This is a genomic window from Stenotrophomonas sp. 3(2025), from assembly GCF_052665395.1.
The window spans coordinates 41008-52390 of the sequence record NZ_JBQOIF010000016.1; the positions used below are offsets into that span (position 1 = coordinate 41008).

At 65.2% G+C, this 11383-nt stretch carries 11 protein-coding genes; 4 read left to right on the forward strand and 7 right to left on the reverse strand.

What is annotated here, in order from left to right; translation table 11 throughout:
* Nucleotides 1-489: a hypothetical protein gene (locus tag ACUXVE_RS13270; RefSeq protein WP_445514539.1), complete on the reverse strand. Its 489-nt coding sequence runs from the start codon at nucleotides 487-489 to the stop codon at nucleotides 1-3.
* A gap of 113 nt (nucleotides 490-602) precedes the next feature.
* Between ACUXVE_RS13270 and clpS the strand changes: the two genes are divergently transcribed.
* Nucleotides 603-929 carry an ATP-dependent Clp protease adapter ClpS gene (clpS, locus tag ACUXVE_RS13275; protein ID WP_025879127.1) on the forward strand — a complete coding sequence of 109 codons (327 nt, stop codon included), beginning with the start codon at nucleotides 603-605 and terminating at the stop codon, nucleotides 927-929.
* Nucleotides 930-974: 45 nt separating this feature from the next.
* On the opposite strand, the gene ACUXVE_RS13280 is transcribed toward clpS, so the two are convergent.
* On the reverse strand, nucleotides 975-1787 hold the full coding sequence (locus tag ACUXVE_RS13280; RefSeq protein WP_445514540.1) for an APH(6) family putative aminoglycoside O-phosphotransferase: 813 nt from the start codon (nucleotides 1785-1787) through the stop codon (nucleotides 975-977).
* Between the two features lie 137 nt (nucleotides 1788-1924).
* On the opposite strand from ACUXVE_RS13280, the gene clpA reads away from it, so the two are divergent.
* Entirely contained in the window at nucleotides 1925-4207 is a 2283-nt protein-coding gene (clpA, locus tag ACUXVE_RS13285; protein WP_093818277.1) for an ATP-dependent Clp protease ATP-binding subunit ClpA, read from the forward strand.
* Nucleotides 4208-4280: 73 nt separating this feature from the next.
* Here clpA and ACUXVE_RS13290 read toward each other — a convergent pair whose 3' ends face one another.
* From ACUXVE_RS13290 to aat, 3 genes are all read right to left on the reverse strand, one after another.
* On the reverse strand, nucleotides 4281-4676 hold the full coding sequence (locus ACUXVE_RS13290) for a hypothetical protein (protein ID WP_093818278.1): 396 nt from the start codon (nucleotides 4674-4676) through the stop codon (nucleotides 4281-4283).
* 203 nt (nucleotides 4677-4879) lie between these two features.
* A complete protein-coding gene (gene infA / locus ACUXVE_RS13295; RefSeq protein WP_005409596.1) occupies nucleotides 4880-5098 on the reverse strand; it encodes a translation initiation factor IF-1 in 219 nt (72 codons plus the stop codon).
* Between the two features lie 86 nt (nucleotides 5099-5184).
* Complete coding sequence (gene aat / locus ACUXVE_RS13300) at nucleotides 5185-5925, reverse strand: leucyl/phenylalanyl-tRNA--protein transferase (RefSeq protein ID WP_445514541.1); 741 nt, start codon at nucleotides 5923-5925, stop codon at nucleotides 5185-5187.
* Nucleotides 5926-5996: 71 nt separating this feature from the next.
* Here aat and ACUXVE_RS13305 point away from each other — a divergent pair, with 71 nt between their 5' ends.
* Complete coding sequence (locus ACUXVE_RS13305) at nucleotides 5997-7265, forward strand: hypothetical protein (protein ID WP_445514542.1); 1269 nt, start codon at nucleotides 5997-5999, stop codon at nucleotides 7263-7265.
* A gap of 61 nt (nucleotides 7266-7326) precedes the next feature.
* Here the strand turns inward: ACUXVE_RS13305 and ACUXVE_RS13310 are convergent, their stop codons facing one another.
* Nucleotides 7327-8448, reverse strand: a complete 1122-nt coding sequence (locus tag ACUXVE_RS13310; protein WP_445514543.1) for a GNAT family N-acetyltransferase — start codon at nucleotides 8446-8448, stop codon at nucleotides 7327-7329.
* A gap of 192 nt (nucleotides 8449-8640) precedes the next feature.
* Here ACUXVE_RS13310 and ACUXVE_RS13315 point away from each other — a divergent pair, with 192 nt between their 5' ends.
* The gene (locus ACUXVE_RS13315) at nucleotides 8641-10146 is read left to right on the forward strand and encodes an N-acetylmuramoyl-L-alanine amidase family protein (RefSeq protein ID WP_132825152.1); all 1506 of its coding nucleotides are present in this window, start codon (nucleotides 8641-8643) and stop codon (nucleotides 10144-10146) included.
* A gap of 126 nt (nucleotides 10147-10272) precedes the next feature.
* Here ACUXVE_RS13315 and trxB read toward each other — a convergent pair whose 3' ends face one another.
* On the reverse strand, nucleotides 10273-11244 hold the full coding sequence (trxB, locus tag ACUXVE_RS13320) for a thioredoxin-disulfide reductase (protein WP_093818281.1): 972 nt from the start codon (nucleotides 11242-11244) through the stop codon (nucleotides 10273-10275).
* Nucleotides 11245-11383 lie beyond the last annotated feature (139 nt).

The following is an 11383-nucleotide window of genomic DNA, read 5'->3' on the forward strand; positions in this document are numbered from 1 at the left end:
TCAGAGATCGTCCTTCTTGGTCAACTCCAGCTCCATCGCGTCGGCGGTGCGGATGGCCGCATCGATGGCGTCGCTGAGCTGGTCGGCGGTGGCGTCGGCATCGATCTTCACCACGAACATCGCGGTCGATTCCTGCTTCACCCAGCCGCCCATCTTGGCGTCCTGCGAATCCTCCAGCAGGCGGTTGGCCACGGCCACCGGGAACTGCTTGGTCTGCGAGGTGTAGCCCGGCGACCAGATCTCGCGGATGTTGTGGGTACCGAAGTCTTCCACCGACGAGCGCACATAGACGATCTGGGTGCGATCGCCTTCGACATCGAACACCATCTGGTAATCGCCGTCTTCATCGACCTCGTAGGTGTAGCCCAGCTTTTCCAGGTGACGGGCAACGGCCCTGTCGGCCTTCGTGCTGTCAGTGGTGGTCGCAGCGCCAGCGGTGCCCGCGGCAGCCAGGGCGATCAGCAGGGCGGAGAGAAGGGTCCTTTTCATGAAGATCCTGTGAAACCAAGTGTGTGGGAAGGTGCAATTGTGACGGCGGGCGCCCGTGCCGTCCATTCCATGCAGGGCCTGCGCACCGCCGTCGCAGCCCTTATAATCGGCAGATGCCTCGCGAGTCCGCCCCCGATTCCCACCACGAGCACGGCGTTGCCGTGGAGCCCGCGCGCCCGGAAGTGGCGCCGCCGCCGTTCTACCAGGTCATGCTGCTCAACGACGACTATTCCCCGATGGATTTCGTCGTGGACGTCCTGCAGCAGTTCTTCAACATGGACCTGGACAAGGCCACCCAGGTGATGCTGCACGTCCATACCCGTGGCCGTGGCGTCTGCGGTGTGTTCACCCGCGAAGTGGCCGAAACCAAGGTGGCCCAGGTCAACGAGTACGCGCGGATGAACCAGCACCCGCTGCTGTGCACGATGGAAAAGGCCTGACACTGGCGCGGCGTGCCCACCAGGGTGGGCGCCTGCCAGGTCCAGTCACGCCTCCGCCAGCGCCTGCAGGGCCATCACGGCCACCGCCTCATCGATGTCGGCCGGGTCGCCATCATCCCTGAACCACACCGCTGACAGGCCGGCACTGGCCGCGATCCAGCGCAGCAGCCGCGTGCGCCCGAGATCGGCCAGCCGGCAGACCTGTTCCACCCGGGCATGGAAGCGCTCGGGCCGCGTTGCCACATGGATGCCCGGCCCACACAGGTCCGGGTTGCTGAACATCGTGGTGTAGTCGAACGCACGATCGCCCAGCAACCGCTTCGGGTCGATCGCCAGCCAGCCGCGCGCGCCGAAATCCAGCACGTTGTCGTGATGCAGGTCGCCATGCAGGGGCCGGATCTCCTGCTCGTCCTCCAGCAGTGCCATCGCCAGCGATCTGCACTGTTCCAGCAATGGCGGCAGCGGTGCCCTTGGTTGCAGCAGATCGGCGAACCATCTACGCAGGCAGACCAGATCTTCTGGCGGCGCGCTCCGTGGCCGGTGCAGCTGCTGCAGGACCTGGCACAGGATCATGGTGCAGGCGTCGTCCTCGCCCTTGATCGAGCGTTGCCGCAGCGAATCGCCGTGCGCCCGTTCGATCAGGATCGCCGGCCCCTCGTGGGCCAGCAGGCGTGCGGCACCGTCGCCGTTCCACCAGCGCAGCAGGCGGTGGCCGTTCTGTTCCTCTGTCTCCGTGCTCACCTTCAACATGGCCGCCTCGCCAGAGGCGGTCAGCACCGGCCAGAGCCGGGCATGGGGGGTACGGATCGAAGGACCATCACGTCGCAATCGCCAGCGGCTCAGGTAGGGTTCGCTCATGTGGGTGGGCTGTCCTGGAGTGAACGATGATCAAGCGTCGGGTAGTGCTAACGCCATCTGAACGTCGCAATCCGCTAGGGTGATGGAAATCGTGTAGTCAGGCCGCATATTGTCTCCAACTGCCGCCGGAGTAATCCATGTTCAGCAAAGACCTCGAACACACCATCGGCCAGTGCTACAAGCGCGCCCGTGAGGCCCGACATGAGTTCATGACGGTCGAACACCTGCTGCTGGCACTGCTCGACAACCCGTCCGCCCAGGCCGTATTGAAGGCGTGTGGCGCCGACGCCGACCGCCTGCGCCAGGAGCTGGAGCAGGCCATCGAGGCCTCCGTGTCCCGCCTGGCCGAAGATGACGGTCGCGATACCCAGCCCACGCTGGGCTTCCAGCGCGTGCTGCAGCGGGCCGTGTACCACGTGCAGTCCTCCGGCAAGAAGGAGGTCACCGGCGCCAATGTGCTGGTCGCCATCTTCGGCGAGAAGGACTCCCACGCGGTCTATTACCTCAACCAGCAGGACGTCACCCGGCTGGATGTGGTCAATTACCTGTCCCACGGCATCGCCAAGCTGGGCGAGGAAGGCGAGCAGCCGTCCTCCTCCGACGGTGAGGGCCGCATGGAAGGGGGCGAGGGCGAGCCCAAGGGCGATGCCTTGACCGAGTTCGCCAGCAACCTCAACGAGCAGGCCCGTGCCGGTCGCATCGACCCGCTGGTCGGCCGTGCCGACGAGATCGAGCGCACCATCCAGGTCCTGTGCCGCCGCCGCAAGAACAACCCGCTGTACGTGGGCGAGGCCGGCGTCGGCAAGACCGCGATTGCCGAGGGCCTGGCCCGACGCATCGTTGAGGGTTCGGTGCCGGACGTGCTGGCCGATGCGGTCATCTATTCGCTCGACCTCGGCGCGCTGGTGGCCGGTACCAAATACCGTGGCGACTTCGAAAAGCGCCTGAAGGGCGTGCTGACCGCGTTGAAGAAGGTGCCCAATGCGGTGCTGTTCATCGACGAGATCCATACCATCATCGGCGCCGGTTCGGCGTCGGGCGGCACCATGGATGCCTCCAACCTGATCAAGCCGGCATTGGCGTCGGGCGAGCTGCGCTGCATCGGCTCGACCACCTTCCAGGAATACCGCGGCATCTTCGAGAAGGACCGGGCGCTGGCCCGTCGCTTCCAGAAGATCGACATCGTCGAGCCGACCGTGGGCGAAACCTACGAGATCCTGCAGGGCCTGAAGTCCAAGTACGAAGCCCACCACGGCGTCACCTACGCCGATGAAGCGCTGCAGGCCGCCGTCGACCTGTCGGTCAAGCACATCGCCGATCGCCTGCTGCCGGACAAGGCCATCGACGTGATCGATGAGGCCGGTGCCCGCCAGCGCCTGATGCCGGAAGGCCAGCGCAAGGAGCTGATCGACGTCGAGGAGGTCGAGGCCATCGTCGCCAAGATGGCGCGCATCCCGGCCAAGCAGGTCAGCGCCACCGACAAGGATGTGCTGCAGCACCTGGAGCGCAACCTGAAGATGGTGATCTTCGGCCAGGATCCTGCCATCGGCACCCTGGCGTCGGCCATCAAGCTGGCACGCTCGGGCCTGGGCAATCCGGAAAAGCCGATCGGCAACTTCCTGTTCGCCGGCCCCACCGGCGTCGGCAAGACCGAGGTGACCAAACAGCTGGCGCTGCAGCTGGGCATCGAACTGGTCCGTTTCGACATGTCCGAATACATGGAGCCGCATTCGATCAGCCGCCTGATCGGTGCGCCCCCGGGCTACGTCGGCTTCGACCAGGGTGGCCTGCTGACCGAAAAGATCGTCAAGACGCCGCACTGCGTGCTGCTGCTGGATGAAATCGAGAAGGCGCACCCGGACATCTTCAACATCCTGTTGCAGGTGATGGACCGCGGCGTGCTGACCGACACCAACGGTCGCGAAGCCAACTTCAAGAACGTGGTGCTGGTGATGACCACCAACGCCGGCGCGGCGCAGGCCTCGCGGCGCTCGATCGGTTTCACCAAGCAGGACCACGCCACCGATGCGATGGAGACCATCCGTCGTGCGTTCACCCCGGAATTCCGCAACCGCCTCGATGCGGTGGTGCAGTTCCAGCCGCTGGGCTTCGAGCACATCCTGCGCGTGGTGGACAAGTTCCTGATCGAGCTGGAGATGCTGCTGCAGGAGAAGCACGTCAGCCTGTCGGCCACGCCGACTGCGCGCGACTGGCTGGCCCACCACGGTTTCGACCCGCTGATGGGTGCCCGCCCGATGGCGCGGGTGCTTCAGGACAAGGTGAAGCGCCCGCTGGCCGACGAACTGCTGTTCGGCAAGCTGGTCAACGGTGGCAAGGTCAGCATCGACGTGCGCAACGACGAGCTGGTGGTCGAGGCGCAGGCCGAGCCGGAGCGGCTGTTGCCGGCCACGGTGGAGTAAGGACGTGCCGGGCAGCGCCCGGCAACGGAAGCAACGACAGGGCGGCGCAGGCCGCCCTTGTCGTGCCGGCTCCTCAGCGGCTGCGCTGGCGGGCCATGCGCTGGAAGGTGGCAGCTTCGAGGGGTTCGATCCGCTCGACCGTGCAGCTGGCGCGGTCGGTCTTCAGTGCGCTGCGTGAGCCGGCGCAGAGCTGGTTGCTTTCACCCTGGGTTTCAAATGCCAGCCGCCGCGAGGTTACGGCGCTGCTGCAGGAGGCCTTGAACACCACGCGGTAGTGCTGGTCACCATTGCGCAGCAGCACATCGCGATCGGCGCCGGCGCGGACGATCTGCTGGTCTTCGCTCAAGGCAATGCAGCTGTCACCGGCGCTTGCCGACGGCGTGTCGGCGGCCTGGGCGGCGGGCGCGATCAGGGCGGCAGTGCTGAGTACCAGGGCGGCGAAGCCAGCGGGCAGGGAGGTCACGTTCATGGCGGGGGCAGGGGGTGGCGATCCGGACTGGATCGGATGCCACGATGACGCCGCCGCTGCGAATGCGAATCTGCCGCAAGCATGGCTGACCGATGTCACGGTGCATTCGGTCAGGGTGCCGTCCGGCAGGGCCGGATTTCAGGCATGACAAAAGGCCAGCGTCCAGGGCTGGCCTTGTCGGGGTGGCGCAACGCGCCAGCCGCTTACTTCATTCGGTAGGTGATACGACCCTTGGTCAGGTCGTACGGGGTCATTTCAACCTTGACCCGGTCACCGGTGAGGATGCGGATGTAGTTCTTGCGCATGCGGCCGGAGATGTGGGCGATGATTTCGTGCCCATTTTCCAGACGAACGCGGAAAGTGGTGTTCGGCAGCGTCTCGCTGACGGTGCCCTCGAACTCGATGGAATCGTCTTTCGACATGTAGTCCTGTGCGGTTCAGAAAACGGCCACGCTGGGCCTAAGGCGCAGCATTTTACGCGTCAAACGCCCAGCTTGCAAAGATTGTGTTATTCCCCGGCAAAATTCGCTGCCGGCACGCGCCCGACGAGCCGGGTCCAAGCACCTTCCCGGCCCGGCGCCTGTACCGCGCTGCGGACCTGCTGCAGAAACGGCGCGCGCGGCAGATGCTCGGCGCCCATCCGCAGCAGGTGCGGATTTTCCACCTGCGCGTCGATCAGTGGCCAACCCCAGCCGTGCAGCGTGCGTGCCAGTGCGGCCAGCGCCACCTTGGAGCCGCCACTTTCGCCACTGAACATGCTTTCACCAAAGAACATCTCGCCGATGGCCACGCCATAGATGCCGCCGACCAGCGTCTGCCGATCCCACACCTCGAAGGAATGTGCGAAACCCAGGTCGTGCAGCTGGCTGTAGGCATCCACCATCGCCGGGCTGATCCAGGTGCCGTCCTGGCCGGGGCGGGCCGCGCTGGCGCAGGCACGCATCACCTGGCTGAAGGCGGTATCGGCGGTCACTTCCCAGCGGTTGCCGCGCAGTTGCCGGCGGAACCTGCTGCTCAGGTGCACGCCGTCGGTACCGAACACCATGCGCGGGTCCGGCGACCACCACAGGATCGGCTCGCCTTCGCTGAACCACGGAAAGATGCCGCCGGCATAGGCATTGAGCAGGCGCAGCGGATGCAGGTCGCCGCCCACCGCAAGCAGGCCATCGGGTTGGCGCAGCGCTGTCTCGGCCGGCGGGAAGGGGGCATCCGGCGCATCGGCCAGGCGCCAGGGCAACTGACGGGTCATGCAGTCATTGTATTCGTCGTGGCGATGCGCGATGTCTGGCACCATCACGCACTACCGGCAAGGAGCCCCGCATGAGCGATCCGATCACCGCCATCCTCGATGCGCACGATGCGCCGCGCACACGCAATGACAGCCTGGCCATGCTGTTGACCCTGGCCAGCGAAGACCGTCCCCAGCTTGGCGCGCTGCTGCTGCGGGCGCTGGACCGCCGCTCGCCCGGCTCCACCTTCCTCGACACGGCCTTGGATCTGCTGCCGGAGGAGGCTGTCGCCCCGGTCTGTATTGACGCCTGGCGGCGCTATCGTGACGGCGAGCGCGGCGAGCTGCTGACCAGCGTGCTGGAGTTTGCCAGCTACCAGGCGCCGCACACGCTGCAGGACGATTGGGAGACGCTGCTGGAGGTCGCCATCGAGGATGACATCCAGCTGGCTTCGCAGGTCTGGCAGGCCTTGCCGCCGTCGGTTGCGACTGACTGGGCGCACCGGTTGACCGAGGCGGACGACGATCGCGAACTGGAGCGGGCCAAGGCAGTGCTGCTGGCCGCCCAGCCGGAGACCCACGCCGCCGCCCGTGGCTACCTGGCCGACTGGAGCGACCTGGATGCCGAGGTCTGGGCGCACTGGGCGGGCCTGGCCGATGGCCCACGTCTGCGCCACCTGCATGGCCGGCAACCGCTGCACCTGCGTTTCGGGCGCGAACAGCATCGCGCACAGGTGGCCGAAGAGCCTGCCTGGCGCAAGCGGATCTGGCGTCTGCACCCCACCTGGAATGGCGGCCAGGTGCGTCATGCGGGGCACATGGGCGGGCTGCTGGATGCCTTGTGCGGCAGCTGTCATGCGCCGCTGCAGTGCCTGCTGCGGACCGATGCTGCGGCGCTGCAGCCGGAGGCGAAGGGCGAGGTCACGCTCGGGCTGTGCCTGGACTGCTGTGGCTGGGAAGACCCGCCCGTGCGATTCTATCGGCACGATGCAGAAGGCATGCCGAGCTGTCACCCGAGCCAGCACTGCCAGGTGCCGATCAATCCCACCGACAGCGGCGACCTGCTGCAGGCCGAGGTGGGTCTTGCCGCGATGGACGGCGATCGCTGGCAGCAGCAGGACTGGGGCCAGTCCAATCACCGGCAGAACCTGTCGCGGGTGGGTGGCGCACCGAGCTGGGTGCAGAGCGCGCACTACCCGGCGTGCATCGATTGCGGCGAGCAGATGCCTTTTGTGATGCAGCTGGACTCAACGTTGCCGACTACCAATGAAGGCATGTTGCTGTGGGGTAGTGGCGGCATGCTGTACAGCTTCTGGTGCGCGAAGTGCCGGGTGAGCGGGCACTTCTGGCAGTGCACCTGAGCGCAGGGTCCCCGCCATTGCTGTGGTAGATGCCAACCTTGGTTGGCACGCTTTTCCCACGCTACGGTTCCGCACGGAACGGGCTGTGCCCCTGCAGCTCCTGCTGGTAGCGCCGCACATCCCGCCGCTCCTGCCGGCACCAGTCGCGCAGTGCCTCGGCAAACTCCGCATCGGCCGCCCAGTGCCGGCTGCGCACGATGGTGGGCAGGAAGCCACGTGCCAGCTTGTGCTCACCCTGCGCACCCGGCTCGAAGCGGGCCACGCCCTCGCGCAGGCAGTACTCGATGCCCTGGTAGTAGCAGGCCTCGAAGTGCAGGCCGGGCAGGGTGGCACCGCCCCAGTAGCGGCCGTACAGCGTGTCGCCACCGCGCAGGCACAACGCGCCGGCAATCGGTTCGCCGTCCTGTTCGGCCAGGAACAGTACCAGCCCGCGTCCCAGTGAGATCGCCAGATGACGCAGGAACGCTTCTGTCAGCGCCGGCGCGTTGCCGTATTCCAGGAACGTCTGCAGGTAGAAGCGGTACATCGCCTGCAGATCGGCGCGGGTGGCCTCATCGCCATGCACCACCCGGAAGCTGATGCCCTGGCGGCTGACCTTGGCGCGCTCCTGGCGGATGTTCTTGCGGTGCTTGTGGTCCATCGCGCCCAGGAACTGCTCGAACGTCACCCAGTCACCCGGGTTCTGCCACTGGAACTGGATGTCCTCACGCAGCAGCCAGTCGTCGTCGAAGATCGTTTCGTCCGCCGCCGTGTGGAAGTTGATGTGTGCTGATGACACATCCAGCGCGGGCAACCGGTCGCGCAGTGCCGTCAGCAGGGTGGGCTGCGCATCGTCGCGGGCCAGCAACCGCGGGCCGGTCACCGGCGAGTACGGCACCGCGCCGAGCCACTTCGGGTAGTAGTCGCGCCCGTGCCGCGCATAGGCATTGGCCCAGGCGTGGTCGAACACGAATTCACCGTGGGAATTGGTCTTCAGGTAGCCGGGAATGGCGCCGATCAGGGCGTCACCGTCCCACAGGGTGAAGTGCTGCGGCTGCCAGCCCCAGTCCTCGCGCAGGCAACCGTAGGTTTCCAGGCCGGACAGGAAGGCATGGCTGACGAATGGATTGCGGCCATCGTGCAGGGCATCCCAGGCGGTGGCGGGAACGGACTGCAGTGAGTTGAGGAAGCGGGCGGTGGGCATGTGAGAAAGGATAGGGCAGGTGGGATGCGAACGGTGCTGGCGGGAACGGGTTGGTCTGTTCCGGGCCTTGAGTGAGGAAAGTTTGAATTCTCTGGGGGTGTGTGCGCGTTGGAAGAACGCCGCTGCGGCACCGGACAGGCTGGGTGCGTGCCGCAGGAGCGGTGCATTCATTCCGCACAAGGAGTAGTCACGTTGAACCGGAAAAATCCCCGAAGAACCCTTTTTGTGCTGCTGGCCCTTTTGGGCGGCGCACTATCACCTGGCCTCGTCCTGGCTGCCGCGCCTCCCGCCGCAGCAGAGCGCGACGCAGGACTCGACATTCTGTTGACCCAGAAGGCGCGTGACATCCTGGAGCGGGTTCGTCTCGTGGATGGGCAGGCGCGGACCCGCCGGGTCGAGGTGTCAGCAGATATCGCCAGGGGTGTTGTGACCGTGGCCTTGGATCGGGCCTTCCTTCCTGCCGATTACGGACCGTCGTTCGAGGATCAGCGAAGCGAGATCAGTTTTGGACTGCTGCATTGGGCCGAGCAGGCGGCGCCGTTCAGTCGTGTCATTTTTCTGTATGACGGGAAAGATATCGAACACTACTTTCCTGAGATAAAGGCTGCGGACGACGCGGCGCGGGAGGCGGGGGAGGCGCTGCGGCGGATACGTGGAACGCCTGGTTCCGGGATGGCATTCGTCGCAGCCGGGCATGGGTACTTCTACAGCTACAAGGACAACCGGTGGGTGACCTCGAGGGATGAGTGGAATGGCGTCTCCGAGGGGCTGTTGACTCCGTCGTACGCCGAGGAACTAAAGGCGGTGATCGAGCAAAGGAGCCAGATGCCTGTCGTCCGTCCGCGCGTTCAGACCATGGGGACGACTCATCCGCCGAGTGGTGAGGAGTGGTGGACCATAGCTGCGCGCTACGCAATTGCGGAGCAGTATCCAGGCGAGACAAAGATATGGAATACGTACGCAGGCAGTGCGCTTTGGGATCGGGAGGAGCGTGAAGACATCAACAGTCGGCCGCTTCTCGCAAACCACCACCGGGCTGAGGTGGCGATTCATCTACACAGCAATGGAGAGCCCTCGGGGTCGGCACGAGGCACTCGTGTGATCGTGCAGCCTGGGAGGCCGATGGATGCTGCCCTTGCACAGAGTGTTCTATGTTCGATGAAGGAGCTGATTCACTCGTTACCTGAACATGGGGCATTCACGGTGGCTCCTGCTCCACATGCGCTGGACAAAGGAGAGAATCGAGAGGCGCACATGCCGTCGATCATCGTAGAGACCGCGTTTCACACGAACCCGGATGATGCCAAGGCGCTTCTTGACCCCGTCTTCCGGTCTGCTGCCATGAAGGGCGTTGAGAAAGGCTATCGCTTGTGGGCGACCGGAAAGGCATGCGAGACCTTGGCCCTCGATCCTCTGGCAGATGTACAGATCCCGGTGCGCTCCTCTCGGTTTGTCCCGGTCGCATTCAAGGGCAATCCCCAGTATCCCCTGGTGCTGGAGTTGAGCGTTGCCTCTTGCGTGGGGGGAAACTGTACGCCGTCGGACGAGGAATTCATGGACCCCGGCCAGCCAGTGCAGCTTGAATTGCTCTGCAATGGCGACGGGGTCGGAACCGTTCGCTGGCGGACACGCCTACGCGATGCGGATGGCGTAGTGACGGAGTATCAGGAGTTCAATCAATCCTGCGTCCTGACCTAAGCGGTTTCACAGTGTTGTACTTGCCAGGCATGGCCTGGCGCTACTGAAAACAAAAGGCCGGCGCTCTCGCGTCGGCCTTTTGTCGCAGTCGAGCATGGCTCGACTCTACAGAAGCAGGTTCGCTTCTCAGCTGGCCTTGCCCTGTGCATCCAGGTAACGCTCTGCGTCCAGTGCGGCCATGCAGCCGAAGCCGGCCGAGGTGATCGCCTGGCGATAGTGCTGGTCGGCCACGTCGCCGGCGGCGAACACGCCTTCCACCGAGGTCTGGGTGGCGTTGCCGCCCAGGCCCGAACGGATTTCCAGGTAGCCGTTGTTCATGGTCAGCTGGCCGTCGAACAGCTGGGTGTTCGGGTGGTGGCCGATGGCCACGAAGAAGCCGTGGGCATCGATGTCGCGGGTGCTTCCGTCCAGGGTCGACTTCACGCGCACGCCGGTCACGCCGGCATCGTTGCCCAGCACTTCCTCCACCTGGTGGTGCCAGACGGTTTCGATCTTGCCGGCTTCAACCTTGGCGAACAGCTTGTCCTGCATGATCTTTTCCGCCTTCAGGGTGTCGCGGCGGTGGACCAGGTAGACCTTGCGGGCGATGTTGGACAGGTACAGCGCTTCTTCCACGGCGGTGTTGCCGCCGCCGACCACGACCACGTCCTGGTCACGGTAGAAGAAGCCGTCGCAGGTGGCGCAGGCGGAGACACCGCGGCCCTTGAACTCGTCTTCGGTCGGGATGCCCAGGTACTTGGCGGTCGCGCCGGTGGAGATGATCAGGGCGTCACAGGTGTACTCGTGGCTGTCGCCGATCAGCTTGAACGGGCGCTGCGACAGGTCCGCGGTATGGATGTGGTCGAAGATGACCTCGGTCTCGAAGCGCTCTGCGTGGGCCTGCATGCGCGCCATCAGGTCCGGGCCCATCAGGCCATGGGCGTCACCCGGCCAGTTGTCCACTTCGGTGGTGGTCATCAGCTGGCCACCCTGCTGCAGGCCGGTGATGACGACCGGCTTCAGGTTGGCGCGGGCAGCGTAGACGGCAGCGGTCCAGCCGGCCGGGCCGGAACCGAGGATGACAAGACGCTGGTGGCGGGAGGGCAGGCTGGTGCTCATGTAGACTCGCGAAAAGGTAGATGGGACAAGGCGCGGCGATGTTTGCACAGCATCCTTGGCTGGTCATAGAGTGGCGGCTGGGGCAGGGCGATTCAAGCCGATGAACAGAACAGCGCCATCCATGGGCGGTTTCAGGCCC